At 61.8% G+C, this 26,787-nt stretch carries 19 protein-coding genes; 16 read left to right on the top strand and 3 right to left on the bottom strand.

The features are described 5' to 3' along the window. The first annotated feature begins 212 nt into the window (after positions 1 to 212). The 6 genes from PG888_RS12980 (at position 213) to PG888_RS12955 (ending at position 8,365) form a co-directional block, all read left to right on the top strand. Positions 213 to 716 carry an NUDIX hydrolase gene (locus PG888_RS12980; RefSeq protein WP_270693507.1) on the top strand — a complete coding sequence of 168 codons (504 nt, stop codon included), beginning with the start codon at positions 213 to 215 and terminating at the stop codon, positions 714 to 716. A gap of 151 nt (positions 717 to 867) precedes the next feature. Continuing rightward, on the top strand, positions 868 to 3,039 hold the full coding sequence (locus PG888_RS12975) for an AsmA family protein (RefSeq protein ID WP_270693506.1): 2,172 nt from the start codon (positions 868 to 870) through the stop codon (positions 3,037 to 3,039). A 145-nt stretch (positions 3,040 to 3,184) separates the two neighbouring features. Further along, positions 3,185 to 4,567 carry an ATP-binding protein gene (locus PG888_RS12970; RefSeq protein ID WP_270693505.1) on the top strand — a complete coding sequence of 461 codons (1,383 nt, stop codon included), beginning with the start codon at positions 3,185 to 3,187 and terminating at the stop codon, positions 4,565 to 4,567. Further along, the gene (locus PG888_RS12965; RefSeq protein WP_197927651.1) at positions 4,564 to 5,211 is read left to right on the top strand and encodes a response regulator transcription factor; all 648 of its coding nucleotides are present in this window, start codon (positions 4,564 to 4,566) and stop codon (positions 5,209 to 5,211) included. The genes PG888_RS12970 and PG888_RS12965 overlap by 4 nt, the downstream gene beginning before the upstream one ends. Before the next feature lie 80 nt (positions 5,212 to 5,291). Then, entirely contained in the window at positions 5,292 to 6,056 is a 765-nt protein-coding gene (locus tag PG888_RS12960; protein ID WP_232254356.1) for a DUF2861 family protein, read from the top strand. A gap of 107 nt (positions 6,057 to 6,163) precedes the next feature. Next, positions 6,164 to 8,365, top strand: a complete 2,202-nt coding sequence (locus PG888_RS12955) for a glycoside hydrolase (RefSeq protein WP_270693504.1) — start codon at positions 6,164 to 6,166, stop codon at positions 8,363 to 8,365. Between the two features lie 90 nt (positions 8,366 to 8,455). Here PG888_RS12955 and glnE read toward each other — a convergent pair whose 3' ends face one another. The 3 genes from glnE to PG888_RS12940 all read right to left on the bottom strand — a co-directional run bounded on the left by glnE (position 8,456) and on the right by PG888_RS12940 (position 13,269). Continuing rightward, complete coding sequence (gene glnE / locus PG888_RS12950; RefSeq protein ID WP_270693503.1) at positions 8,456 to 11,329, bottom strand: bifunctional [glutamate--ammonia ligase]-adenylyl-L-tyrosine phosphorylase/[glutamate--ammonia-ligase] adenylyltransferase; 2,874 nt, start codon at positions 11,327 to 11,329, stop codon at positions 8,456 to 8,458. 159 nt (positions 11,330 to 11,488) lie between these two features. Then, the gene (locus PG888_RS12945; RefSeq protein WP_270693510.1) at positions 11,489 to 11,935 is read right to left on the bottom strand and encodes a GNAT family N-acetyltransferase; all 447 of its coding nucleotides are present in this window, start codon (positions 11,933 to 11,935) and stop codon (positions 11,489 to 11,491) included. Between the two features lie 83 nt (positions 11,936 to 12,018). Next, on the bottom strand, positions 12,019 to 13,269 hold the full coding sequence (locus PG888_RS12940) for a methyl-accepting chemotaxis protein (RefSeq protein WP_005362726.1): 1,251 nt from the start codon (positions 13,267 to 13,269) through the stop codon (positions 12,019 to 12,021). A gap of 101 nt (positions 13,270 to 13,370) precedes the next feature. On the opposite strand from PG888_RS12940, the gene PG888_RS12935 reads away from it, so the two are divergent. From PG888_RS12935 to PG888_RS12890, 10 genes are all read left to right on the top strand, one after another. Next, positions 13,371 to 14,123, top strand: coding sequence for a potassium channel family protein (locus PG888_RS12935; RefSeq protein WP_005354446.1), 753 nt, complete (start codon positions 13,371 to 13,373; stop codon positions 14,121 to 14,123). Between the two features lie 146 nt (positions 14,124 to 14,269). Beyond that, a complete protein-coding gene (locus PG888_RS12930; protein WP_005335443.1) occupies positions 14,270 to 14,875 on the top strand; it encodes a TIGR04211 family SH3 domain-containing protein in 606 nt (201 codons plus the stop codon). Between the two features lie 316 nt (positions 14,876 to 15,191). After that, positions 15,192 to 18,356, top strand: coding sequence for a bifunctional proline dehydrogenase/L-glutamate gamma-semialdehyde dehydrogenase PutA (putA, locus tag PG888_RS12925; protein WP_270693501.1), 3,165 nt, complete (start codon positions 15,192 to 15,194; stop codon positions 18,354 to 18,356). A 220-nt stretch (positions 18,357 to 18,576) separates the two neighbouring features. Then, positions 18,577 to 19,356, top strand: a complete 780-nt coding sequence (gene nudC, locus PG888_RS12920) for an NAD(+) diphosphatase (protein WP_270693500.1) — start codon at positions 18,577 to 18,579, stop codon at positions 19,354 to 19,356. Between the two features lie 182 nt (positions 19,357 to 19,538). Further along, positions 19,539 to 20,606 (top strand): uroporphyrinogen decarboxylase, encoded by a 1,068-nt coding sequence (hemE, locus tag PG888_RS12915; protein WP_270693499.1) that lies wholly within the window; start codon positions 19,539 to 19,541, stop codon positions 20,604 to 20,606. Positions 20,607 to 20,717: 111 nt separating this feature from the next. Next, the gene (locus tag PG888_RS12910) at positions 20,718 to 21,647 is read left to right on the top strand and encodes an ROK family protein (protein ID WP_042062074.1); all 930 of its coding nucleotides are present in this window, start codon (positions 20,718 to 20,720) and stop codon (positions 21,645 to 21,647) included. A 60-nt stretch (positions 21,648 to 21,707) separates the two neighbouring features. Next, complete coding sequence (gene epd, locus PG888_RS12905) at positions 21,708 to 22,718, top strand: erythrose-4-phosphate dehydrogenase (RefSeq protein ID WP_270693498.1); 1,011 nt, start codon at positions 21,708 to 21,710, stop codon at positions 22,716 to 22,718. 61 nt (positions 22,719 to 22,779) lie between these two features. Next, on the top strand, positions 22,780 to 23,943 hold the full coding sequence (locus tag PG888_RS12900; RefSeq protein WP_075113155.1) for a phosphoglycerate kinase: 1,164 nt from the start codon (positions 22,780 to 22,782) through the stop codon (positions 23,941 to 23,943). A gap of 115 nt (positions 23,944 to 24,058) precedes the next feature. Beyond that, positions 24,059 to 25,138: a class II fructose-bisphosphate aldolase gene (gene fbaA / locus PG888_RS12895; RefSeq protein ID WP_042062080.1), complete on the top strand. Its 1,080-nt coding sequence runs from the start codon at positions 24,059 to 24,061 to the stop codon at positions 25,136 to 25,138. Between the two features lie 159 nt (positions 25,139 to 25,297). Continuing rightward, positions 25,298 to 26,602 carry an NAD(P)/FAD-dependent oxidoreductase gene (locus PG888_RS12890; protein ID WP_148140687.1) on the top strand — a complete coding sequence of 435 codons (1,305 nt, stop codon included), beginning with the start codon at positions 25,298 to 25,300 and terminating at the stop codon, positions 26,600 to 26,602. Positions 26,603 to 26,787 lie beyond the last annotated feature (185 nt).

Raw genomic sequence — 26,787 nt, 5'->3', positions numbered from 1 at the left:
CGCCATGCGAGAGTAGGACACTGCCAGGCACCCAATCCAAGAAACCCCGCTCGATGAGCGGGGTTTTTTATTGCCTGATATTCAGAAAGTCGTCTGATAATTGACCTGTTTTACCCCTATTTCCCCTGAACTCTTTATCTTCCCTTCTGTTTTACTCATAAAAATCGGCGTTAGCGGCGTAAAATGGCGCTTTATTTCGTCGGAGATCGCCCATGTTTTGTCCAAAATGCGGTGGCAAAACCCTGCTGATCGTCAGTCAGAAAGAGTGTATTTGTGACTGCGGTTTTCATTTTTTCCAGAATGTCGCGGCGGCTGTGATGGTGGCGCTCTGCTGGCAGGATGAGGTGCTGGTTGCGGTGCGCGCCCGCAATCCGGGCAAAGGGTTGCTGGATCTGCCGGGGGGATTTGTCGATCCCGGCGAGTCACTGGAGGTGGCGCTGCGTCGTGAGTTACAGGAGGAGTTGGGGTTCGATATAGTTGGTCAGCCATGCCGTTATCTTGGCTCGTTCGCCAATACCTATCCCTATGACGGTATCACTTACCACACCTGTGACACCGTCTTCGCCATCAGGCTGAGCGAAAAACCGGTCATCCAGCCCGCCGATGACGTGGCTGATTGTCAGTGGATGAAGCTCGATTCGCTCTGCTTGTCCCGTTTCGCTTTCACCTCGACCCGCTCTGCCGTGGCGCTATTGCAGCAGTCTGCTCATTCCTGAACTTGAGGGCCTTCGGGGCCTCTGTTGAGCGCGGATGCCAGAGTTCGCGACTATCCCTGTCCGGTGCTCTCGCCCTTTTTGCCGCCATGCCCCCTCTGCATTGCCCCGGGTGATATAGTCACGGTCAGGATCCCTATTCAAGGAGTTCATCGTGAAGAAGATCATCTACATCTTGCTGGGCCTGGCCGTGGCGGCAGTGGTGGCCATTGTGGCGCTGGTCAGCCTTATCGACCCCAATCAATTCAAGCCCCAACTGGCTGAACAGGTGCGCAAGAGCACGGGCCGCGAACTGGTGATGGCGGGGGAGATTGACTGGCGCTTCTGGCCGAGTCTCGGTCTCTCGCTGGAGCAGGTCGCCCTGCGCAATCCGACCGGTTTTGCCGAGCTGGATCTCGTTCGTTTCGAACAGGGTGAGGCCTCGGTGGCGCTGTTGCCGCTGCTCTCCCATCGGCTGGAGATCGGCAAGGTGACCTTGAGTGGTGCCCATCTTTTTATCCAGACCAAAGTGGATGGCAGCTCCAATCTGAGCGGCCTGATCAAAGACAATACGCCTTCAACGGCAACGAGCGAGCCAGCTCAGCCAGCAGCCGAACCGGCGTCGGTGGGCGAGAGTCAACCCTGGCAAATCAGCCTGCAGGGTATCGCGCTCTCCCAGGCCAGCGCGCTGGTACAGGATGACCGCAGCGGCACCTCGTTGCGGCTGGATCGTCTCGATCTCGATATGGGGCAGCTGGTTACCGGTCAGTGGGTGCCCGTGACGCTGGCCGCCAAGGGAAGTGCCGACAAGCTCGTTTTCGATGTTAAGGGCCAAACCCAGATCAAGCTGGCGCAGGAGGTGATGGCCAGTGAACTGAAAGATTTGAGCCTCAGCGGCAGCCTGAGTGAACCCGCCCTGCGACTCGACAGTTTCTCCATCAAGGGAGACCGACTGGCCCTGGGTGAGTGGAGCAACCTCACGTTGGCACTCAAGGGGGCCAAAGGCGAGGGGCAACAAGCTTCACTGGCTGGCTCGCTGGAGGGGACGCTCAAGGGGCGGCTCGATAAAGAGATGAAGCTGGCCGAGCTCTCCGATATGGTGCTGACAGCCGCGTTGGAAGGTGATGCGCTGCCGCGCCCGCAGATGAAGCTGAAACTGGCCGGTTTTGCCCGTGCCGAACTCGACAAGCAGTTGATTACCTTGAGCAAGCTGGTGATGAGTGCCGATGAGGCGTTGCTGAGTGGCGACGGATCGGTGCAGCTTGGTGCTGTGCCCGCGCTCACCTTCGATCTCAAGGGGGATACGCTGGATCTCGACAGCTGGCTCGCCAAATCGGCACCTACCACGACTGCGCAGGCGAAAGAGAGCAAACCGGCGACCGGTGCCTCCAATGCCGCTGCAAGTGGCAATAAAGCGGCAGCTGGCAAGAGCGAAGCCCTCTCCACGGTCGAACCGGATCTGGACGCGCTCAAAGGGGTGGATCTGGATGGTCGGGTGCAACTCGGCAGCCTGCGCCTGAAAGGGCTGGATCTCGGTGCTGTCGATCTGCAGGTGGCTCTGGCCAAGGGACTGCTGACGCTCAAACAGTTCAGCGCGACCGTAGCAGGTGGTCAGGTAAAAGCGAATGGGGTACTCGACGCGCGCCAGCAGCCTGCTACCTACAAGGTGCACAAGCAGGTGGCCGGAGTGAACATTCGTCCCTTGCTGCAGACTCTGGTCCAGAGTGATCTGCTGGAGGGCAAGGGCGATCTCGATGTGCAGGTGCAGGGCCGTGGTCTCTCCGCGCTGGCTCTGCGCAACGGGATGCAGGGCAAAGTCACATTGAAGCTGAGCGATGGCGCCCTGCACGGCATCAACCTGCCGGAGATGATCCGCGAGGCGCGGGCTACCCTCACCGGCAAGGGGGCCGAGCAGGTGAAGGAGGCGCGCAAGACCGACTTCAGCGCCCTGACCGCCAGCTTCCAGATTGCCGACGGCATCGCTCGCAGCAACGACATCCAGCTCTTTGCCCCGGCCTTGCGGGTCAAGGGGGAGGGGCAGACGGCGCTGGTGCCGGAGAGCCTCGACTTCCTGTTCCTCACCTCCATCGTCGAGAGCAGCAAGGGGCAGGGGGGCAAGGATGTGGACGAGCTGAAGGAGATCACCATTCCGGTGCGGATCGGTGGCCACTGGCAGGCCCCCAGCTACCAGCTCGACGTAAAGGCGCTGCTTAGCAACAACAAATTGCTGGAGGATAAGGCGCGCAAGGAGGCCGAGCGCGGACTCAAGAAGTTGCTGGGTGACAAGGCCGACAACGAGGCCGTCAAAGGGGTGGCTGACCAGCTGCTCAAGGGACTGTTCAAATAGGTGACGGTTCATATGGGCTGGCGCGATCCGCGCCAATGCCGTTAGCGGTTGACCGGATGTCAGCGCCATTGAAAAATGGCGCTGACATTTTTTATGGCGCAGTGATCTGCTGTGCCTTTATCCGGAGTCATCTCGAGTTGAACCCATGCGCCTGATCCTGCTGCTCTGCTCCCTGATCTGCTACGGCATGGCTTCTCCCGTGCTGGCCGGGCCGCTGGCGGATCGCCTGGCTGGCGAGCTGGCCAGACAGACTCCCGAACATACGCTGCCCCTTGATGAGATACAGCGGCTCGACCGTCGCCTAATTGCTCCCGACTCCCTTCATCCCGCTTGGCACCGTTATCCGCTGCGCCAGTTGCAGGCCATCTATCGCTATCAGCAGGAGTGCGGGACAGAGAATGACTTGCCCGCCGAGTGGCTGCCACTGCTGCGGGCGCTTTGCAAAGAGGGGCCAATGCCCTCGGCCAGCTGGTTTGCCGCTCACTCCGTCTATCCGCTGGGGGGAAGTAGCGCTGCCCGCTGGCTGGCTGGTCATCCGGCGGCCGGGCTCGACGATCTGCTCCATGTGCGGGAGCGGCGCGACCGGTTGGGGCAGCTTGGCGAGCTTGATGATGACAACCTCGACGCCCTGCTGCGGGGCGAGCGCTGGCTGCTGCAATCGGATCAGCTCTGGCTGCTTGCCGATGGGCAGTGGCGCCGTTATGGCGCCGGGCTGTGGCAACCGCTGGCCGAGCGGCTCGGTGTGATGCTGGATAGCCGGGTCGATGGCTCCTGCCAGGAGCGGGTTGGGGGGATCTGCATCAACGAGCGCCCAACGCTCCATTGGCAATCGCTGGCGCTGGCCAGTACGTTTGGCTTTATCCTGTTGCTGGGGTGGGCCAGCTGGCAGCGCTGGCGCCTGCTGCGGGAGCGGCGTGTCGCATTGCAGATGCTGACCCACGAGCTGCGCACTCCCATCATGGCGCTCTCCGGCATCAGCGAGGAGCTGCGCCACGACTTCGACCGGCTCCCCCCTTCCGCCCAGCAGAGCGTGGGTCAGCTGCTGGGCAGTGTCGCCCGCTTGCATCAACTGGCACAGGCAAGTCGCCACTATCTGGCGGCAGAGACGCTCGAGGATGAGCGGGTGGCGGTCAGTCTGGCCGAGTGGCTCACCCTGGCCTGCGAGCGGCATGGCGCCACCTTCTGCCTTGAGCGGGAGATGACTCTAGCGCTCCCCTTCTACTGGCTCGATCTCGCCCTCGACAACCTGCTGCGTAACGCCAGCCAGCATGGCCGCGCCCCGGTTCGGATCTTTGCCAGTTGGCAGGCGGGGCGCTTGATCCTCGCGGTCAGCGATGGCGGCGAGCTGCCGAGTTACCGGATCGCCACCCTGCTGCGTCGTGGTGCCCGTGCCGAGGGTTTGGGGCTGGGGCTTGCCATTGTGCGCCATCTGCTGCGCCGTCTTGGCGGACGCCTCGCTCTATCCGGCCCGCCCACTACCTTTACCCTGACGCTGCCCTGCCAACTCTGGAGCGACCCCGAATCATGAAGACCATCCTGCTTGTCGAAGACGAGGCGCTGCTGGCGGAGAACCTGCAACGCTATCTGATCCGCGAGGGGTATCGCTGCCTCTGGTGCGACACCTTAGCCGCGGCGGAGCAGCAGTGGCTGGCTGCGGATCTGGTGCTGCTGGATCGCACCATGCCAGAGGGGGATGCTCTCGACTGGTTGCCCCAGTGGCTGGCGCGCAAGGCACTGCCGGTGATCGTGCTGACCGCAAGGGTGGAGGTGAGCGATCGGGTGGCCGGGCTCGATGCGGGGGCGCGCGATTACCTGACCAAGCCTTTCTCCCACGACGAGCTGCTGGCGCGGATCCGTGCTCAGTTGCGCCAGCTGGGGGATGGCACTCAGGCGATGGGCGGCTTGCAGCTTCATCCCGCCCGGATGCAGGCGAGCTGGCAGGATGCGGAGGTGAGCTTCACCCCCACCGAATTCGCCCTGCTCACCCTGCTGGTGCGGATGGCGGGGCGGGTGCTGAGCCGGGAGGAGATCCTCAACCGGGTGTGGGGCTATCAGGCGTTTCCCTCCACCCGCACGGTCGATACCCATATTCTGCAGCTGCGTCAGAAGCTGCCCGGGCTGACCATCGAAACGGTGCGTGGCATCGGCTACCGGCTGGAGGTGACTGCGTGAAGCGCGCAACGCTGGCTGGGTTGTTGTTGGCTCTAAGCGTCGGCCTTCTGAACCTGGGCCTTCTAAACGTAAGCTGCGTGATGGCAACCGAACGCCTCCAGGAAACCGAACGCCCCAACCCGCTGCAACCGGCCACCCTGGCGCTGTTGCAGGGGGATAACCGGCACGCCTGGCAATCTTTGCTGCAGGCATGGCCTGCCCTCAACAGCGATGCCGAGCGCCGCAGCTGGCAGGGGATGCTGGCTGCGCTAAGTGCCCTGCACTGCGGCAAGGATTTCCCGCTCACTCTGCCTGATGGCGTGAGCGAGCTGCGCCTTGAGCTGATCCAGCGCGATGCGCCGCTGCTGCGGGATTATCGGGTGCAGCTGACCGGGGAGGGACCCATCACAGCCGCTGAACTTATCGATCCCGCTGGCCGCAACCGCTTGGAAGGTGCTCAGTGGGAGGCGGAAGAGAATAAAGGGGTCAGGGTTGTCGGGGCCGATCTGCCGATGCCTTTGCCAGCCGGGCTCTATCAGCTGCGGCTGACGGTGGCGGGCCAGCGCTGGCAGGTGGCGTTGCCGCTGCCTGCGGTGCAGGATCTGGACTGGCTCTCCCGCTCGCCGCAGGCGGTAGCCAATCCTCCCGCCAATCCCGCTTCGTGCACTCCGCTCTGGCTTGAGCAGACTGTGCTGGCCCGCCCGCAATACTCACTGCTCTGGTGGCACCGGATTGCGCCTGATGAGCCGGTGAACTGGCCAACCGCCACGCCCGACAGCTGGCGCACCCTCTCGCTGGTGCAGACCAGCCAGCGTGGCCAGCTGGTGTTGCAGCTGAGTCACAGTCAGGCGGGGCCGGTTGATTAATGCGCATCGTGATAGGCAGTTGCACGCAATCCTGACATTGGCCTGACAATCGCAGGCCGCCGATCTGCTGAAATGGCGATTCCCGTTTTTATCAGGAATCACCGACCATGACTTCTTTCCCCGTGCTGGCGAGCCGGATCCGCCCGCTGCTGCTGTTGGCGCCGCTGTTCTCCCTGCTCTCACTGCCTGTGGAGGCGCTGACCCTTGCCAACGAGCAGTGGCGCATCGAGCTGGATCCCGCCACCCTGGCAGCCGAGGCTGTGCTGCCATCGGGCAAGCACCTTGTCATCTCTGCCCCCGGCCCGCGTCAGCCGGTCACTGCATTGCAGCAGGAGGGGGAGCGTGCCAGCTGGCTGACCCGTGCCGATGGTGAGGTGCGGGCGTTGGCTCGCCTCGAGGGCAATCGCCTGATCCTCACCCTGAGTCGCGCGAGTGCTGGCGAGCTGGTATGGCCGCGAGTGCCGGCAGGGGCACAGGCGCTGATGCTGCCGATCCACGAGGGTTTTCGCATCCCGGTTGAGCATCCCGCGTGGCGCAAGGCGCTGGCGCAGGAGTATCAGGGGATCAACACCACCGAGGATCTTACCCTGCCGCTGGTCGGGCTGGATCACAGCGATCAGCAGTTGGCGATCCTCTTTGCCAATCCCTTCAACAACCGCCTCACCTTTGCCCCGAAGCAAGATGGCATTGCCCTCACCGCGACCCATAGCGTCAATCGTCTCAATCTTACCGCCCCCTATGAGGTGGCGGTGTCGCTGCAACCGGGCAATGACTGGCTGGCGGCGGGCAAGGCCTATCGCAGCTGGTTGCAGGAGCGGGGCGAGCTGGTCTCGCTCGAGAGCAAGCTGGCGGCGGTGCCGGATGGCAAGCGACTGATCGGTGCCTCTCACCTCTATCTCTGGGGCGAGCGACTGTTGGCGCCACAGGATGTGAAGAGTTGGCCCGCGCTGCGCCGCCTGATCCCCGCTGACTGGCTCAAGGGGGAGAGCAAGCGTGCGCTGCAAGCGCCCGACCTTGAGCGCAACCGCTACCTGCAAAATCTGGTGCTGGCCGGTGTGGAGCAGGCGCTGGCGCAGCGCCATCCGGGTCAGCAACCGGCCGATTTAGCTGCCCGGCGTGCGCTGGCGGCCACGCAACTGGGGGCTGCGCTCAACGAGCCGCAGAGTTGGGGTGATGGCAGCTCGACCAAGATGATCGCCGCTCTCAAACAGGCTGGACTACCCAAACTCTGGCTGGGTCTGCCCCAGTGGACCGCCGGTTTTGCTGCGCCAGAGGGGATAGCGCTCGCCAAAGCGGCGGGTTATCTCATCGCTCCTTACGACTCCTACGATACCGCGCTGCCGGAGGGAAATCGGCAGCAGAGCTGGCTCACCGCCCAGATGGGGCAAGATAGCTATCTGCGCTGCGGCATCATGCAGGAGAACGGACGGCGCAAAAGTGGCTTTCAAAGCAGCGGCGTCTACACCAATCAGGCCTGCGTGCGCCCGGTGATGGAGCAGCGCGTGCCCTGGTTGCAGCAGGCGAGCCACTACAACAGCTGGTTCCTCGATGTGGCGGCGACCGGCATGGTGTTTGACGATTTCGACCCGGCCAAGCCAACCACTCAGGCGCAGGATGCGCAAAACCGGATGGCCGGGATGGCGTGGATTGCCAAAAGTCAGGGCATTCTGGTGGGCTCCGAGGAGGGCGGGGCGGTAGCCAACCGCACCGCAGCCTTTGCCCATGGCCCCCAGACCAGCGGCTTTGGCTGGCAGGATACCGATATGCGCCGCAACAAGCGCTCTCCCTACTATCTGGGAGCCTGGTATCCCGAGCATCAGCCTGATTACTTCTTTCGCCAGAGCCACCTCAAGCCCGGGTATCAGGGGCTCTACTTCGATCCGGCGCTGCGGTTGCCGCTGTTCCAGAGCGTCTTTCACGACAGCATAGTGACCACCCACCACTGGACGATGGACAGCCTCAAATTCAGGGAGAGCCGTCAGGTGACCGAACTGTTGCAACAGCTCTACAACGTGCCGCCGCTGCTCAATCTCAGTCTGGATAGTGCCAGCGTGCGCATTCCCTACCTCAAGGGGCTCGATGCCTTCTTCCGCCCGTTGCACGAACGGCTATACAACCAGCCGCTCACCGGTTTTCGCTGGTTGGATAAAAGAGGTGTGGTGCAGCAGAGCGAGTTTGCCGATGGCACTCGACTGATAGCCAACTTCGGCCCGGCCACCGAGCTGGCAGGGATAAAACTGGCCGCTCAAAGCGTGTTGGCGCTGTTGCCCGATGGCAGGAAGTTGCAGTTTTTATCGCAAGCTGATTGATTGGCGGATCACTCATCGGCTCTAGCAGAGACAACAAGGGCCCGCCTGAATTGCTTCAGGCGGGCCCATTTTCATTGCTGTCGGCGGGAATTACTCTCCCAGCAGCTGTTGCCAGACGTTCAGCACATGGCTGCGTTCACTCTGCAGCTGATCGTCGCTCACCTTGCGGGAGATCTCCGAGAGGTTGAGGCGATGGCCGAGGTTGCGGATCTCCAGATAGGCCTGTTTCAGCCCCTCTGCCTGCTCCAGGGTCAGTACCCCTGCCATCACGCACTCATCGAAGATGCGCACGTTATCGGACCAGCGGGTGAGGGCATCGGGTTCGCTACAGGCGTGGGCCAGCACCAGATACTGGGCGATAAACTCGATATCCACCATGCCACCGGGGGACTGCTTGAGGTCGAATTCGCCAGCCCCCGCTTTCAGCAGATGATCCCGCATCTTGTGGCGCATCTCGCGCACCTCGCGGGCCAGAGTCGGCAGCTCCCGCTCCCTGGCCAGCACATCGCGGCGGATACGGGCAAATTCGGCAACGATGGCATCATCGCCATAGATGGGGCGAGCCCGCACCAGCGCCTGATGTTCCCAGGTCCACGCCTCGTTTTGCTGGTATTGCTCGTAGGCCGACAGCGACGAGACCAGCAGGCCGGAGTCGCCGGAGGGGCGCAGTCGCATATCGATCTCGTAGAGAATGCCGGAGGGGGTACGGGTGCTGAACAGGTGCAGGATCCGCTGGGCGAGGCGCAGGTAGAACTGGCGGCTGTCGATGGGCTTGCGCCCGTCGGTGTAGCTGTTGGGGTCGCCGCCGTGCAGGAACACCAGATCGAGATCCGAGCCGTAGCCGAGCTCGATGCCGCCCAGCTTGCCGTAGGCCACCACCGCAAAGCCGCGCTGGCCGCTGGTTGCCACCTCGGGCGGCACCCCGTAGCGCTCGCTCATCTGGGCCCAGGCCTGATTGACCACCTCCTCGGTGATCGCCTCCGCCAGCCAGGTGAGGTGGTCGCTCACCTTCATCAGCGGCAGGGCGCCGGCGATGTCGGCCGCCACGATGCGCAGCAGCTGCACCTGCTTGAACTGGCGCAGCGCCTCCATCTGCTGCTCCACGTCCTCCTCCGGGATGCGCAGCAGGAACTGGCGCAACTGGGGCTTGTACTGATCGAGCGGGGTGGGGTGATAGAGGTGCTGGGGATCGAGCAGTTCGTCCAGCAGGATGGGGTAGCGGGCCAGCTGTTCGCTCACCAGATGGCTGGCGTCGCACAGCCGCACCAGCTGGCGCAGGGCGCCCGGGTTTTCCGCCAGCAGTTGCAGATAGGCGCTGCGGGTGAAGATGCGGGTCAGCAGCTCGCATACCCGCTCGAACAGGCGGGCGGGTTGCTCACTGGCGACCACCAGCCGCAGCAGCTCCGGCATCAGCCAGTCCAGAGCGATGCGCCCCTGCGGCCCCACCTGACGGCGCTTGTACTCCTCCTTGAAGCGCAGCAGGGCAGCGCAGAGCGGAGCGGGCTCGACGACCCCTTGAGCAGTCAGCAATTTTTCCAGCTCGGCGGCGTCGAGCTCGGTGCGCCAGAGATCGAGCCAGAGCTGCTCCAGATGGGCGGGAGCCTCCTTCTCTTCCCCCACCACGGCGGCAAACTCCTGATGGACGGCCGCCATCTCCGCGTCCAGATGAGCCATAAAGGCGTCCCAGTCAGCAAAACCCAGAGCCGCGATCAGCCGCTGGCGATCCCGCTCCTCGGTGGGCAGGGTCTGGGTCTGTTGATCGCCGATCTCCTGCAGAATGTTTTCGACCCGGCGCAGGGAGCGATAGGCCGTCAGCAAGCGGTCGCAATGGGCGGATTCGAGGGCGCCACATTGGGCGATGGCGGCCAGCGCCTGGGGCAGGTGACGCACCCGCAGTGCCGGTTCACGGCCGCCGCGAATAAGCTGCAGCGCCTGGGCGATAAACTCCACTTCACGAATGCCGCCAGCCCCCAGCTTGATGTTGCCCTCCAGTCCCTTGCGGCGCACCTCGGCGGCGATCATCGCCTTCATCTGGCGCAGGCCGTCGATAACGCCAAAGTCAATATAGCGGCGAAACACGAAGGGGCGCAGCATTTCAGCGAGCTCCACTGCGTGCTCGCATTGGGGGCCCAGTACCCGCGCCTTGACCATGGCGTAGCGCTCCCAGTTGCGGCCGTGGTGCTGGTAGTAATCCTCCATGGCGGCGAAGGAGATGGCGAGTGGCCCCGCATCGCCAAAGGGGCGCAGTCGCATATCGACCCGGAACACCTGACCATCCTGGGTGGGCTGGTGGAGGGCGTTGATGATGCGCTGGCCCAGCTTGATGAAGAATTGCTGGTTGGCGAGCTCGCGTCGCCCGCCAACCGTGTAGCCGTTCTCGGGGAAGGTGAAGATAAGGTCGATGTCCGAGGAGAAGTTGAGTTCGTCACCCCCCAGCTTGCCCATACCGAGGATAAGCAGCGGTTGCGGGTTGCCATTGCCGTCCATCGGGGTGCCCAGTTCGCCGCACTGTTTGGTGTAGAGCCAGTCGCGGGCAGAGCAGATCAGGGCATCCGCCAGTTTGGTGAGGTGGATAAAGCTCTCTTCTACTTCAGCGTGGCCCAGCAGCTCGCGCCAGGCGATCACCAGCATGCGGCTGCGGCGGAACTGGCGCAGGATGCGCTTGAGCGCCTCTTCATCGCTCACCTCGGCGAGCAGGGCGGTCAGATCGCGCTGGTAGGCGGGCCAGCGCTCGGCCTGATCCAGTTCTCCGGAGGCGAGCAGTTCGGTCAGCAACTCCGGCTGTTTGAAGAGGGAGTCGGCGACAAAATCGGAGAGGCCAAGCAGGGTCAGCAGGGTCTGGCGAACGGGCTCTGGCTGGTTGCCATAGTCGGGGGCCAGTTCGATCAGCCGTTGCCATTGGCGCTCGGCCTGTTCTTGCAGCAGGGGGGAGAGGGCGGAGAAAGAGGGAGAGTGCTGGGCCACGGTTGCCGTCCTTGTGGTTCACGACAGATGGTTAACGACACGAGGTTAACAACGCTGCCGGTTCAAAATGGTGGCTGCCAATCTAACACTGTCAGGCCCCCGCGTCACAGCGCAGGGGCGAGAAGCATGATCCGGTGGGAATTATTGGCCGCCAGTCAATCAGGTGCGCTGGTAGATGGCAGGGTTGTAGATCTCCATCAGGCTGTCTGGACTTGCTGGGGGCGCAAAGCCAAAACCGGCATAGAGGCCGTGAGCATCAGAGGTGGCGAGAGCGAGACGCCGTAATCCCTGCAACTCGGGATGGTCGACAATGGTTGCCACCAGTGCCTTGCTGTAACCCCAGCCGCGGTACTCAGGCAGCACGAAGACATCGGCCAGATAGCCAAAGGTGGCCTTGTCGGTGATGACCCGGGCGAAGGCAACCTGCTGACCATCGACATAGCCGCCAACGCAGAGGGAGTGGTTGATAGCCCGCACCACAGTGCTGTGGGGAATACCACGGCACCAGTAAGCCTCTTCGGAGAGAAAACGGTGGATCAGCGGCACATCGAGCCGCCCTTTGTCGTCACTGAGCTCGAGTGGTGAGTGCGTTGCATTCTGCTGGATATTGGCTCCTTGCCGTGCGCTGGAAATGAGAAAGGCCCCCTCAAGGGGCCTTCCAGTCTAACCGGATTGGGGCATGAAAACAGTCAGGCGAGCTTGAAGGACTGGATCTGGCTGTCGAGCTCCTTGCTGTGCTGCTCGACCAGCTCGGAGGCCTCTTGCAGTTCACGCAGTACCACGACGGAGCCTTCGGCGATCTGCTTGACCTGTTCCAGATTGCCGCGCATCTCTTCGGCGACCGAGCTCTGCTGCTCGGAGGCGGCGGCGATGTGGCGGTTCATGTCGGCGACGCCCTGTACCCGCTGCACTATGGTGGCGAGCTGGGTACCGGCCTGGGTCACCTGTTCCACCCCCTTGTCGGCCTGCTGTACGCTTTGGGCCATCAGCTCGCCAGCCTGATGGGCATTGCCCTGCAGCTGCTCGATCATCTTCTGGATCTCGACGGTGGCGGCCTGAGCCCGGTTGGCCAGCTCGCGCACTTCGGAGGCCACCACGGCAAAGCCACGACCCGCTTCACCGGCGCGAGCCGCTTCGATTGCCGCGTTCAGTGCCAGCAGGTTGGTCTGCTCCGAGATGCCGCGAATGGTGTCGACTACCGAGCCAATGCGCTCGACCCCCTGCTCCACCTCGTTGACCACGGTGGCGGAGCGCTGGATGTTGCCGGAGAGGGTGTCTATGGTGCTGACGGTATCGGCGACGCAGCGGCTCCCCTCTTCCGCCAGCTGGCTGGTTTCGGCGGTGGCGTGAGAGGCCTGATCCGCATGGGCGGCCACTTCGCGAATGGCGCCGACCATCTGGCTCATGGCGCTGGCCAGCTGTTCGATCTGGGTGAACTCTTCGTTGATCGCTTCGTTGGCCTCTTCCATGCAAAGGGTCACCTGTGAGGCGATGTCGTTGAGCTCCTTGCAGGCGGCGCGCTGGTTGCCAAACACCTCTTTGAGGTTCTCCTGGGAGTGGGAGACCGCCTTGGCGATGTCACCGAATTCGTCACGAGACTTGAGCAGTACCTTGTGGCTGAGGTCCCGCTTGGCGAAGCGTTCCAGCAGGCCCACCAGATAGTGCACCTGCTTGACCATCAGGCGGGAGCCGGTGAGCAGCAGGATCACGAACAGCAGCCCCATGATGGCGGTCTCCATCAGACCGGTCCAGAGCAGGCGATTGGAGATCGCATCCGCCTTGGCGGGATCGAGCCCTTCGCTGAGCAGGGTCGCTTCCAGATTGTTGGCGTCAAACCAGAGTTTTGTCAGTAGCAGGAGGGTACTGAACACCATCAGCAGCACCACTTTGGGTACCAACCGGATGTTGCTCATTCTTTTCTCCAGCAGGTTCAGCTGCATTGTCATTCTCCTTTTAAAAGCCGTTTTTTCCTTTGCCCTCAGGACTATCGGCATTATCTTCTCTTTTATTAATTTGCACTGTGCTTAAAGTTGGAAAATGTATGCGACATCACTTAACTCATCTGCGGGCGATGGATCTGCTGATGGCATTTCTGTCGATTATCTCGGTTGTACTGGTGACGGCCCGCTGGTGGGGCCATGAGAGCCTGACACCACAGACCCTGCAGCTCTTCTATGACCTCGACAGTCTGATCTGCTACTTCTTCCTCGCGCACTTTGCTTATGGCTGGATCCGGGCCTCCGATCGCAAGGCCTATTTCAAGGCCAACTGGATCTATCTGCCGGGTAGCCTGCCGATGGCGGAGCAGTTGCGCTGGGCGCGGTTGATCCAGCTTTGGCGGGTCTATCAGCTGTTCAAGGAGCACCCGGATCTCTGGGCCATGTTCCGTCGCGAGCGCAACGAGACCACCCTCTCCGGCATCCTGTTTCTGTTCTTTCTGCTGCTGGGGGTGGGCTCCGGCGTCATGTACTGGATTGAGTCAGGCCAGCCCGGCAGCCAGATTGAGACACCCTATGACGCGTTCTGGTGGACGCTGGTGACCCTCTCGACAGTGGGTTACGGCGATCTGGTGCCCAAGACCGAGGAGGGGCGGTTTGTCGCCAGCCTGCTGATCCTGTTCGGGGTCGGTCTGTTCGGTGCCATCAGCGGTTTCATGGCCAGCCTGTTCTTGCAGCCCAACAAGGGGGATGGCGAGACCGACAAGTGGCGTCATCACTACAACAACCAGCAAGAGGAGCTGCTGCGGGAGATCCGTGCGCTGCGCAGCGAGGTGCAGGAGCTGAAAAACAAGTGAGGCCGCAGACGGGCAAGTTGCGAGGTGACTCGCAACTCTGCGCGTATTATCCCGGGGGAGGTGCTTTTTCTTTGCTTGTCCTTTAACCTGCTGGCGGCTTAACATTCAACCTCTTGTCCAAACCTGAAAAAGAGAACCGATCGACCATGCGCGCCCTTCTCGGGATTTTGATCTGCTTGTGTGCCCAACAGGCACTGGCCGATACCCGTTATGTTTCAGACAACATCTTTACCTATATCCACAATGGCCCGGGTACCCAGTACCGGATCCTTGGCAGCGTCAAGGCTGGTGAACCGCTGGAGGTAAAGGCGGTGAACAGCGAGGCCGGTTTCACCCAGGTGGTGGACGGTCGTGGCCGCGAGGGGTGGATCAAAAACAGCGAACTGCAGAGCCAGATCAGCCTGCGCGAGCGTCTGCCCCAGGTGGAAAAAGAGCGCGATGAGCTTAAAGATCGCTTGCAGAACCTCAACGGTGACAACGAGAAACGCTTCACCGAGAAGGATGGCCAGATCGCCGCCCAGAGCAAGGAGATCGCCGCCCTCAAGGCCCAGCTGGTCAGTCAGGGTGAGGAGATGAGCAATCTCAAAGAGCAGAATGATGCCCTGACCCAGAGCTACGACAACCAGGAGCACGACATGCAGATGGACTGGTTTATCCGTGGTGGTGCCATGGTGGGGGCCGGTATTCTGCTTGGCATCCTGCTGCCCATGCTGCCCCGTCGTCGCAGCCGCGGCGATCGCTGGATGAACTGACAGCATCTGGCTGAATGAATTGCTGAGAAGGGTCGCCGTGGCGGCCCTTCTTTTTTGGGGCGCATTGGGCGGAATGCGTGACTGCTTTGCGATAGAGAGGCGGTGGTAGATCGTATACAAAATGAAGTCAGATGACCCTCACACTTGCTGGCGTATTAGCTTCAAAAGGGAATTCATGGGGGGAATGAGCGATCTTTGTTAAAGATTGGCAACAAATTCATTTCATATAGGGTGCAACATTGTATACATTATCGGCGTTTCGGCGGCGCGTCCGCCTTTGTCGATATCAGCCCTAGGGCGTACAGGAAGACCCCATATGTTCAAAGCTACTCAAGTGCTTGCCGCTGACTATATCCCCTCTGATCTGGCCGCCCTGCGCGAAGCCATCACCCAGAACTATGTGGTGGATGAAAATGCCTATCTGGCCGAACTGTCGGCCATGCTGCCGGGGGATGGCGCCTCGCTGGAGCAGGTGGCCCAGCGTGCCCGTACTCTGGTGACCAAGGTGCGCAAGGAGAGCGGCTCCGGTGACGGTATCGACGCCTTCCTGCAGGAGTACAGTCTGGATACCCAGGAGGGGATCATCCTGATGTGTCTGGCCGAGGCGCTGCTGCGCATTCCCGATGCCGAGACCGCCGATGCCCTGATCAAGGACAAGCTCTCCGGCGCCAACTGGTCATCCCATTTCCGCAAGAGCGACTCTACTCTGGTCAACGCCTCCACCTGGGGGCTGATGCTGACCGGCAAGATCATCAAGCTCGACAAAAAGCTGGACGGCAACCCGGCCAACCTGCTTGGGCGCATGGTCAACAAGCTGGGGGAGCCGGTGGTGCGCTCTGCCATGTATGCCGCCATGAAGATCATGGGCAAGCAGTTCGTGCTGGGGCGCGACATGAAGGAGGCGCTCAAGGCGAGCCGCAAATCCCGCGAGCTGGGCTACACCCACACCTACGACATGCTGGGAGAATCGGCGCTGACCATGCAGGATGCCGACAAGTATCTGACCGATTATCGCAACGCCATCGAGGCTGTCGGCAACGAGCGCATCAGCGACGGCGGCCCGGCCCCTTCCATCTCCATCAAGCTCTCGGCGCTCCATCCGCGCTATGACGTGGCCAACCGCGAGCGGGTGCTCGGCGAAATGTGCGAGCGGCTGGTGGGGTTGGTGCGTCTGGCCCGCGACAAGGATGTGGCCATCAGCATCGATGCCGAAGAGATGGACCGCCTCGAGCTCTCTCTCGATCTGTTCGAGCAGCTCTATCGCTCCGACGCCAACCGTGGCTGGGGCAAGCTCGGCATGGTGGTGCAGGCTTACTCCAAACGCGCCCTGCCGGTACTCTGCTGGCTCACCGCACTGGCCCGCGAGCAGGGTGATCTCATTCCGGTTCGCTTGGTAAAAGGCGCCTACTGGGACAGCGAACTGAAATATGCCCAGCAGGCGGGCCTGCCCGGCTACCCGCTCTTTACCCGCAAGGCGGGCACCGATATCTCCTACCTCGCCTGCGCCCGCTACCTGCTGAGCGAGCCGACTCGCGGCTTTATCGCTCCCCAGTTCGCCACCCACAATGCCAATACCGTGGTCAGCATTCTGGAGATGGCCGGTGATCGCCAGTTTGAATTCCAGCGTCTGCACGGCATGGGGGAGGAGCTGCACAACGCCGTGCTGAACGACAATCCCGGCCTGCACTGCCGCATCTATGCGCCGGTCGGCGCCCACAAGGATCTGCTGCCCTATCTGGTGCGCCGCCTGCTGGAGAACGGGGCCAACACCTCCTTCGTCCACAAGCTGGTGGACCCCAACACCCCGGTAGATTCACTGGCCGAGCATCCGCTGCGCACCCTCAAGCGCTACTCCGGCTTTGCCAACGACCGGATTCCGCAGCCGGTGAACCTGTTCACCGACCGCAAGAACTCCAGCGGCGTCAACATGAACATCCTCTCCATCCAGCGCCCCTTCTTCGCCCGCTTGAAAGAGCTGGAGAGCAAGCAGTGGCTGGCGGGCCCCATCGTCGATGGCGAGACCCTCAAGCGCAGCGAGGCACGTCCCGTGCTGAGCCCGCAGGATGTGAGCCTCACCGTCGGCAAGATCCACTGGGCCGACGAGCAGGCGGTGGAACAGGCTTTGGCATCCGCCCACGCAGCCTTCCCGCGCTGGCGCGAAACCCCGGTGAGCGAGCGTGCCGCCGCGCTGGAGAAGCTGGCGGATCTGCTGGAAGCGAACCGCGAGCAGTTTGTCTCCCTCTGTACCCGCGAGGCGGGCAAGCTGCTGCAAGATGGCATCGACGAAGTGCGTGAAGCGGTCGATTTCTGCCGCTACTACGCGGTGCAGGCGCGCAGCTTGATGGGGCAGGCGACCCTGCTGCCCGGTTACACCGGCGAGCAGAACGAGCTGTTCCTGCAGGGGCGCGGGGTGTTTGTCTGCATCAGCCCGTGGAACTTCCCGCTGGCGATTTTCCTCGGCCAAATCGCTGCGGCGCTGGCCACTGGCAACACCGTCATTGCCAAACCGGCGGAGCAGACCGGCCTTATCGCCCATCTGGCGGTGACTCTGGCCCATCAGGCTGGTATTCCGGGCGACGTGCTGCAACTGCTGCCCGGTGACGGTGCCACCGTCGGTGCCAAGTTGACAGCCGATCCGCGTATCGGCGGCGTCTGCTTCACCGGCTCCACCGAGACCGCCAAGCTGATCAACATGACTCTGGCCCAGCGCGATGGCGCCATCCTGCCGCTTATCGCCGAGACCGGCGGTCAGAATGCCATGATCGTCGACTCCACCGCCCTGCCGGAGCAGGTTGTGCGCGACGTGGTGAGCGCCGCCTTCCAGAGCGCCGGTCAGCGCTGCTCGGCCCTGCGGGTGCTCTACCTGCAGGAGGAGATCGCCGAGCGGGTGCTGGAGATCCTCACCGGCGCCATGCAGGAGCTGAAAGTGGGCAACCCGGCCGAGCACAACACCGACGTCGGCCCGGTGATCGATGCCGATGCCAAGGCGGGGCTGGATGCCCATTTGGCCCGGATGATCCCGCGAGCTCGCCTGATTGCCCAGGCGCCGATGCCCGCCGCGACCATGGAGGGACACTTCGTTCAGCCGACCGCGCTGGAGATCGGTTCCATCCGCGAGCTGGCCAAGGAGCAGTTCGGCCCCATCCTGCACGTGGTGCGCTACGCCACCCGGGATCTGGACAAGGTGATCAGCGACATCAACGGCACCGGCTACGGTCTGACGTTGGGGATCCACAGCCGCAACGAATCCCACGCCGAGGAGCTGGCGAGCCGTATCAACGTGGGCAACGTCTACATCAATCGTAACCAGATCGGCGCCATGGTCGGGGTGCAACCGTTCGGCGGCCAGGGGCTCTCCGGCACCGGCCCCAAGGCGGGTGGCCCCCACTATCTCGGGCGGTTTGTTACCGAGAAGACCCGCACCATCAACACCACGGCGGTGGGCGGCAACGCCTCCCTGCTGGCGATGGGCGATGCCTGATCCGCGTCGATAGAGGCGGATACGGGATGCCGGATAACAGCGGGCCGCCTTCGGGCGGCCCCTTTATTTGCGCCATCCGTTTTTTACGAATGGGACAATCGGCCACAGCGGGGTCGTCAGCGACCCGTGCTGGTCGTAAGATGGGAGCCATTCGCGCGGCGCTTGCCCCTTGGCGGGCCCGCCGTAGCCAGGGTTTTGTTTTAACGAGAGTGTTTATCTGATGTCATTAACCGAACAAGCCCGCTGGTTCGTGCTGGGGGGCGATCATCTGGTACTGCTCGATCAGCAGGGAGAGGTGCCACAAGGAAGTAAAGCGTGCCTGCCCGCAGCGCTGGCTGACGCCCCTTTCGAGCGTTTTGACGAGTGGCAGGGGCTGCCCTGCTATCTGCTGGATCTGGGGGATGAGGCCGACACGAGCGCCATGAGCCCGCTGCGCCATCTGATGGTGGTGGGGGACGATGAGGGCTTTCGCCTCGCAGGCCGCGCCTGGCAGCTGGTCACCTTCCGCCGTACCCACCGTTTCTGCGGCGAGTGCGGCGCCCCCATGACCCCGAAGGCGGGGGAGTGGGCGCAGGTGTGCCACCACGGCCACACGGCTTATCCGCGCATCTCCCCCTGCATTATCGTGGCGGTGCGCAAGGGGCCGGAGATCCTGCTGGCGGCCCATCGCCGTCACTATCAGGCCGACGATCCCATGTATACCGTGCTGGCCGGCTTTGTGGAGGCGGGGGAGAATCTCGAGCAGTGCGTGGCGCGGGAGGTGTTCGAGGAGAGCGGTATCCGGGTGCGCAATGTGCGCTACGCGGCGAGCCAGCCCTGGCCCTTCCCTCACAGCCTGATGATGGGTTTTACCGCCGACTACGAGAGCGGCGAAATCCGGGTGCAGGACGACGAACTGGTGGCCGCCGATTTCTTTGCCGCAGACCGGCTGCCGCGTTTGCCGCCCCACGGCACCATCGCCCGGCGCCTGATCGAGCGTTCGCTGGCGGGCGAGGGGTAACGAGGCGCTTATCTTTTCGCCAACCTTTTTGCACCTCTTTTTAAAAACGGGGCGGTCAGGTTTGCGCCCCTTCACATCTTTGCAACCGCGCGCCCATTTGCCACGTTTTGGGCAGTCCGCTCCGGTGGGCAAAGTGGTATTATGGCCGCCATTTTATGCGTGATACGAACTCAGGAACTGGGATGAAAGAGCTGAAGAACGATCGATACCTGCGCGCTTTGCTGCGTCAGGATGTGGACATGACCCCGGTATGGATGATGCGCCAGGCTGGCCGTTATCTGCCGGAATACAAGGCGACTCGCGCCCAGGCGGGGGATTTTATGTCCCTGTGCCGCAATGCCGAGCTGGCCTGTGAAGTCACCCTGCAGCCGCTGCGCCGCTACCCGCTCGATGCCGCCATCCTCTTCTCCGACATCCTGACCGTGCCCGATGCCATGGGGCTTGGTCTCTACTTCGAGCAGGGTGAAGGCCCGCGCTTCGAGCGTCCGATCACCTCCATGGCCGACGTGCAGGCGCTGCCCATTCCGGATCCGGAAGATGAGCTGGGCTACGTGATGAACGCGGTGCGCACCATTCGCCGCGAACTGAAGGGCGAAGTGCCGCTCATCGGCTTCTCCGGCAGCCCCTGGACCCTGGCCACCTACATGGTGGAGGGGGGCAGCTCCAAGGCGTTTACCAAGATCAAGCAGATGATGTACGCAGAGCCCATGACCCTGCATCTGCTGCTCGACAAGCTGGCCGACAGCGTAATCAGCTATCTCAACGCCCAGATCAAGGCGGGTGCTCAGGCGGTCATGGTGTTCGACACCTGGGGCGGCGTGCTCACCCCGCGCGATTACCGCGACTTCTCCCTGCAGTACATGCACAAGATTGTCGATGGCCTGATCCGCGAACACGACGGTCGCCGCGTGCCTGTCACCCTGTTCACCAAGAACGGTGGTCAGTGGCTGGAGCAGATCGCCGCCACCGGTTGCGATGCGCTGGGTCTGGACTGGACCACCGACATTGCCGACGCCAAGCGTCGGGTCGGTGACAAGGTGGCGCTGCAGGGCAACATGGATCCCTCCATGCTCTACGCCACTCCCGCTCGTATCCGTGAAGAGGTCGCCTCCATTCTGGCCGGTTTCGGTCAGGGCAACGGCCACGTCTTCAACCTAGGTCACGGCATCCATCAGGATGTGAACCCGGAGCACGCTGGCGTGTTCGTCAACGCGGTACACGAGCTCTCCGCCCAGTACCACGGCCGCTAAGGCCGGGGCGAGAGAAGAAGAGTTTGTTTGATATCCGGGGCCGCAAGGCCCCGTTTTACATTTAAAATGGCGCCGCGACGACGAGCGCGTGGCGCCAGCGCAGGAGGCAAGATGAGCAGCAAGTCACTGGATTGGGGTATCGATCTTGGCGGTACCAAGTGTGAATGTGTGGTGCTGGATGGCGACGAGGTGCTGCTGCGCCACCGCATCCCCACCGAGCGGGCTGGTGGTTATGAGCACATGATCGGCCAGATCGCCAAGCTGGTAGCAGAGTGCGCCGAGAAGATTGGCCAGCGCCCGACCGTCATCGGCATGGGCACGCCGGGGGCGCGGGATCCGCAGACAGGCCTGATGAAAAACTGCAACACCACCGAGCTCAACGGCAAGCCGTTCAAGGAAGATCTGGAGCGCAAACTGGGCGTGCCGGTACTGATCGCCAACGATGCCAACTGCTTCGCGCTGGCAGAAACCCATCTGGGGGCGGTGCGCCAGCACCATCCCGATGCGAAAGTGGTGTTCGGCATCATCATGGGCACCGGGGTCGGCTCCGGTATCGTCATCAACGGCCAGATCCTCAACGGTCACCACGGCATCGCCGGTGAGTGGGGCCATAACGTGCTCTCCCCCGATGGTCCCGAGTGCTACTGCGGCAAGCGCGGCTGCGTCGAGACCCTGATCAGCGGCCCGGCGCTGGAGGCCTGGTACGAGGCCAAAGCCAAGCGTCGCCTCTCGCTGGCCCAAATCGCGGCGGCCACCGCTTACGATCATGTGGCCAAGCTCACCATCGACCGGCTGCACCTGCTGTTTGGTCAGGCGCTGGCCAACGTGGTCAACATTCTCGACCCGGATGTGATCGTCATCGGCGGCGGGGTCGGCAATGTGCAGAGTCTTTACAGCGCCGGACGGCAGACAATTTTGCCCTTCCTCTTTAATCCCCGCTTCGCAACCCCCATTATTGCTCCTGCCCTTGGCGACAGTGCCGGGGTATTCGGGGCCGCACTGCTGGCCCGCGGTGAATTCAAGGAGGCCCTGCTGTCGTAGCCGGGGTTCCCGGGCGGCCGGTGTGCCGCCCTGTTGCTGGTTCAAGGAAACGGATTCTCGATGATCAAGATTGCCATCAATGGTTACGGGCGGATCGGTCGCAACGTGTTGCGAGCCCTCTATGAAAGCGGGCGCGACAAGACCATCAAGATCGTCGCCATCAACGAGCTGGCGGCCCCCGAGGCCATGGTGCACCTGACCCGTTACGATACCAGTCACGGTCGCTTCCACCATCCGGTGCAACTGGCGGGCAGCAGCATGCTGGTGGGGGAAGATCTCATCTCCCTGTTTGCCGAGCGGGATCCGTCAAAGCTGCCGTGGCGGGCGTTGGGGGTCGATGTGGTGCTCGATTGCACCGGGGTGTTCGGCTCGCGGGCCGATGCCGAGCTGCATCTGGCGGCGGGGGCGGGCAAGGTGCTCTTCTCTCACCCGGCCGATGCGGATGTGGATGCCACCGTGGTCTACGGGGTCAACCATCAGGTGCTGACCGGAGCGGAGCGGATCGTCTCCAACGCCTCCTGTACCACCAACTGCGTGGTGCCGGTGATTGAAACATTGCATCGAGAATTCGAGATAAATTGTGGTACTATTACGACAATTCATTCGGCCATGCATGATCAGCAAGTCATCGATGCCTACCACAGTGACTTGCGCCGAACCCGCGCTGCCAGTCAGTCCATCATTCCGGTGGATACCAAGCTGGCAAAGGGGCTGGAGCGTATCCTGCCCCACTTCGCCGGCAAGTTCGAGGCGATTGCGGTGCGGGTGCCGACCATCAATGTAACAGCGATGGATCTCAGTATTACTGTTCGTAAAAAAGTGACAGTTACTGACGTAAATCAAGCCCTGCAACGGGCATCCAGAGGTACATTACACGGTATTCTGGATTACACGGAAGAGCCTTTGGTCTCCGTAGACTTCAATCATGATGCACACTCCTGCATCATTGATGGTACCCAGACCCGGGTGAGCGATGCCAACCTCGTCAAGATGTTGATGTGGTGCGATAACGAATGGGGCTTCGCAAACCGGATGCTGGATACTACCCGGGCCATGATGGCCGCAGGCTGAGCCTGCCCCGGGCGAATAGGTTACTGTTTTTAACATTACCTGAAAATATAGAGGACTGAATATGTCTGTTATCAAGATGACTGACCTGGATCTGGCGGGTAAACGCGTTCTGATCCGTGCTGACCTGAACGTACCGGTAAAAGACGGCAAGGTCACCTCCGATGCACGTATCGTTGCGACTCTGCCGACCATCAAGCTGGCTCTGGAAAAAGGCGCCAAGCTGATGATCACCTCCCACCTGGGTCGTCCGACCGAGGGTGAATACAACGAAGAATTCTCCCTGGCTCCGGTTGTCAACTATCTGAAAGACGCTCTGTCCTGCCCGGTTCGCCTGGCCAAGGATTACCTGGATGGCGTAGAGGTCGCTGCCGGTGAGCTGGTTGTGCTGGAAAACTGCCGTTTCAACAAAGGCGAGAAGAAGAACACCGAAGAGCTGGCCAAAAAATACGCCGCCCTGTGTGACGTCTTTGTAATGGACGCGTTCGGTACTGCTCACCGCGCCGAAGGTTCTACCTACGGTGTGGCTCAGTTCGCGCCGGTTGCTTGTGCTGGTCCGCTGCTGGCGGGTGAACTGGAAGCGCTGGGTAAAGCCATGCTGAAGCCCGAGCGCCCGATGGTTGCCATCGTTGGCGGCTCCAAGGTCTCCACCAAGCTGACCGTTCTGGAATCCCTCTCCAAGATCGCTGACCAGCTGGTTGTCGGTGGTGGCATCGCCAACACCTTCATCGCTGCTGCCGGTCACAACGTCGGCAAGTCCCTGTGCGAGCACGACCTGATCGACACCGCCAAGAAACTGGCTGCCGAGACCAACATTCCTGTGACCACCGACGTGGTTGTCGGTGCCGAGTTCTCCGAGTCCACTCCGGCTACCATCAAGTCTGTTGCTGATGTGACCGACGGCGACATGATCTTCGACATCGGCCCTGACTCTGCCAAGGCCCTGGCTGACATCATCATGAACGCCAAGACCATCCTGTGGAACGGCCCGGTCGGTGTATTCGAGTTCGACCAGTTCGCTGAAGGCACCAAGATCATCGCCGAAGCCATCGCTGCTTCTCCGGCCTTCTCCATCGCTGGCGGTGGTGACACCCTGGCTGCCATCGACAAGTTCGGCATCGCTGACAAAGTCTCCTACATCTCCACTGGCGGCGGCGCCTTCCTGGAGTTCGTAGAAGGCAAGGTTCTGCCGGCTGTTGAGATTCTGGAACAGCGCGCCAAAGCCTAATTGACCCGAGACGGGGGGCAAAAGCCTCCCGTTTCGTTTATCATGTGCCCGCTGTGCCGGTTCATGATGAACCCCCCATTTTTTATTAACGGCATACGAGACAGGACGATTAAACATGTCTAAGAAAATTTTCGACTTCGTAAAACCCGGCGTGATCACTGGTGATGACGTTCAGAAAGTGTTCGCCATCGCTAAAGAGAACGGCTTTGCTCTGCCGGCCGTAAACTGCGTTGGTACCGACTCCGTTAACGCCGTACTGGAAGCTGCCGCCAAGGTTAAAGCGCCGGTTATCGTTCAGTTCTCCAACGGTGGTGCCGTGTTCACCGCCGGTAAGGGCCTGAAGCTGGAAGGCCAGAAAGCCGCCATCCTGGGTGCTATCTCCGGTGCCAAGCACGTTCACGCCGTTGCCGAAGCCTACGGTGTTCCGGTTATCCTGCACACCGACCATGCTGCCAAGAAGCTGCTGCCGTGGATCGACGGTCTGCTGGACGCGGGCGAGAAGCACTTTGCTGAAACCGGCAAGCCGCTGTTCTCCTCCCACATGCTGGACCTGTCCGAAGAGTCTCTGGAAGAGAACATCGACATCTGCTGCGAGTACCTGACCCGCATGGCCAAGATGAACATGACTCTGGAGCTGGAACTGGGTTGCACCGGTGGCGAAGAAGACGGCGTCGACAACAGCCACATGGATCAATCTGCTCTGTACACCCAGCCGGAAGATGTGGCTTACGCTTACGAGCGTCTGTCCAAGATCAGTCCGCGTTTCACCATCGCTGCCTCCTTCGGCAACGTACACGGTGTCTACAAGCCGGGTAACGTCAAGCTGACCCCGTCCATCCTGGACGCTTCCCAGAAGTACGTTTCCGAGAAGTTTGGCATCCCTGCCAAGTCTCTGGACTTCGTATTCCACGGTGGTTCAGGTTCCACTCTGGAAGAGATCCGCGAGTCCATCTCCTACGGCGTAGTGAAGATGAACATCGACACCGACACCCAGTGGGCAACTTGGGAAGGTCTGCTGAACTTCTACAAGAAGAACGAAGCTTACCTGCAAGGCCAGCTGGGCAACCCGGAAGGCGCCGACAAGCCGAACAAGAAGTTCTACGATCCGCGCGTATGGCTGCGTGAAGGTCAGACTTCTATGATCGCTCGTCTGGAGAAAGCATTCTCCGACCTGAACGCCATCGACGTACTGTAATTCGTTACCGTACCTTGATTGCATGAAAAGGCGCCCTTCGGGGCGCCTTTTGCATTTCTGTGATCCGCGCAGGTTGGCGAGTGGGTGAAGAGGTGGGTATTATCGAAACAACTTTGCTTATTTTATTAAACAATTTGCCACCAAAGCAGGATGCTGAGTATGCAGGCAGGAAAGCACAACGGATATCAGGAGCACGTCGCCTCCTACTACGCGGCCACCCGCAACGACTCGCAACAGTGGCCCGAGCTGGAGGGGGAGTACAAGGCTGACGTCTGCATCATCGGTGGCGGCTTTACCGGTCTCAATACCGCCATCAATCTGGCGGATGCCGGTTACAAGGTCGCCTTGCTGGAGGCCAATCGCATCGGCTGGGGCGCTTCCGGGCGCAACGGCGGCCAGCTTATTCGCGGTATCGGCCACGACACCAGCCAGTTTGCCCGCTGGATTGGCGAGCAAGGAGTGCGCGAGCTGGATCTGATGGGGCTGGAGGCGGTGCAACTGGTGCGCGAGCGGGTCGAGCGCTTCAATATCGACTGCGATCTCACCTGGGGCTACTGCGACCTCGCGACTCGTCAGCGTCATCTGGCCAGCTTCGAGGAGGATCTCGCGCATCTGGCGAGCCTCGGCTATGAACACGAGCTGAGACTGGTCCCGCGCGAAGATATCCATAGCGTGGTGGGATCGGATCGCTATATCGGCGGCCTCATCGACATGGGCTCCGGCCATCTGCATCCCCTCAATCTGGCGCTGGGCGAGGCGCGCGCCGCCGCCAGCCTCGGGGTTTCCCTGTTTGAACACTCCAGAGTGACTCATATCGACTACGGCAAGCAGGTCGAGGTGACCACCGCCCACGGCCGGGTCACTGCCGATTATCTGGTGATTGGCTGCAACGCTTATCTCAATGATCTTAATCCGGAGCTGGGAGGACGGGTGCTGCCCGCCGGTTCTTACATCCTCGCCACCGAGGTGCTCGATCGCCGCTTGCGCCAGCGACTGCTGCCGCAAAACATGGCAGTGTGCGACCAGAACGTGGCGCTCGACTACTACCGCCTCTCCGCCGATGGCCGCCTGCTGTTTGGCGGCGCCTGCAACTATTCGGGGCGAGACCCGAAGGATATCAAGGCCTTTATGTTGCCCAAGCTGCTGCGGGTCTTCCCCGAGCTGGCCGAGACTGCCATCGAGTTCCAGTGGGGCGGGATGATCGGGATCGGCGCCAATCGGTTGCCGCAGATTGGCCGCTTGAAGGAACACCCCAACGTGCTCTACGCCCAGGCCTACTCCGGTCATGGCCTCAATGCGACTCACATGGCGGGCAAGCTGGTGGCCGAGGCGATCCGTGGTGAGAGCCGGGGTTTCGATCTCTTTGCCAGCGTGCCCCATATCACCTTCCCCGGTGGCCCGGCACTGCGCTCCCCGCTGTTGGCACTGGGAATGTTGTGGCACCGGATGAAGGATATCTTCTGATGCCGATTGTCAGCCTGCACAGTGATGGCTGAACGCGGCCCCCTTGCCAGCCCCTTGTTTATAGCGGGTAGGCTCTATCATCCCGCCTGATAGACCAAAAGATGCATTCGCGCCAATCCCTGCCGGTTGGCGCTATCTTTTAGGTGTGAGAGCGGTTATCTGCCAAGGGGACGAGGGTGTGTCTG

The organism is Aeromonas sp. QDB23 (assembly GCF_027707745.1).
GTDB lineage: Bacteria > Pseudomonadota > Gammaproteobacteria > Enterobacterales > Aeromonadaceae > Aeromonas > Aeromonas allosaccharophila.
The sequence above is the reverse complement of the archived record's forward strand: the minus strand, read 5'-3'. Positions and strand labels throughout refer to the sequence as shown.

Bases quoted from the DNA above. Each gene is read 5' to 3' on its own strand.
- PG888_RS12980 (WP_270693507.1), top strand. From the start codon at position 213: ATGTTTTGTCCAAAATGCGGTGGCAAAACCCTGCTGATCGTCAGTCAG.
- PG888_RS12970 (WP_270693505.1), top strand. From the start codon at position 3,185: ATGCGCCTGATCCTGCTGCTCTGCTCCCTGATCTGCTACGGCATGGCT.
- PG888_RS12965 (WP_197927651.1), top strand. From the start codon at position 4,564: ATGAAGACCATCCTGCTTGTCGAAGACGAGGCGCTGCTGGCGGAGAAC.
- PG888_RS12960 (WP_232254356.1), top strand. From the start codon at position 5,292: ATGGCAACCGAACGCCTCCAGGAAACCGAACGCCCCAACCCGCTGCAA.
- PG888_RS12955 (WP_270693504.1), top strand. From the start codon at position 6,164: ATGACTTCTTTCCCCGTGCTGGCGAGCCGGATCCGCCCGCTGCTGCTG.
- PG888_RS12940 (WP_005362726.1), bottom strand. From the start codon at position 13,269: ATGCAGCTGAACCTGCTGGAGAAAAGAATGAGCAACATCCGGTTGGTA.
- PG888_RS12935 (WP_005354446.1), top strand. From the start codon at position 13,371: ATGCGACATCACTTAACTCATCTGCGGGCGATGGATCTGCTGATGGCA.
- PG888_RS12930 (WP_005335443.1), top strand. From the start codon at position 14,270: ATGCGCGCCCTTCTCGGGATTTTGATCTGCTTGTGTGCCCAACAGGCA.
- putA (WP_270693501.1), top strand. From the start codon at position 15,192: ATGTTCAAAGCTACTCAAGTGCTTGCCGCTGACTATATCCCCTCTGAT.
- nudC (WP_270693500.1), top strand. From the start codon at position 18,577: ATGTCATTAACCGAACAAGCCCGCTGGTTCGTGCTGGGGGGCGATCAT.
- hemE (WP_270693499.1), top strand. From the start codon at position 19,539: ATGAAAGAGCTGAAGAACGATCGATACCTGCGCGCTTTGCTGCGTCAG.
- PG888_RS12910 (WP_042062074.1), top strand. From the start codon at position 20,718: ATGAGCAGCAAGTCACTGGATTGGGGTATCGATCTTGGCGGTACCAAG.
- epd (WP_270693498.1), top strand. From the start codon at position 21,708: ATGATCAAGATTGCCATCAATGGTTACGGGCGGATCGGTCGCAACGTG.
- PG888_RS12900 (WP_075113155.1), top strand. From the start codon at position 22,780: ATGTCTGTTATCAAGATGACTGACCTGGATCTGGCGGGTAAACGCGTT.
- fbaA (WP_042062080.1), top strand. From the start codon at position 24,059: ATGTCTAAGAAAATTTTCGACTTCGTAAAACCCGGCGTGATCACTGGT.
- PG888_RS12890 (WP_148140687.1), top strand. From the start codon at position 25,298: ATGCAGGCAGGAAAGCACAACGGATATCAGGAGCACGTCGCCTCCTAC.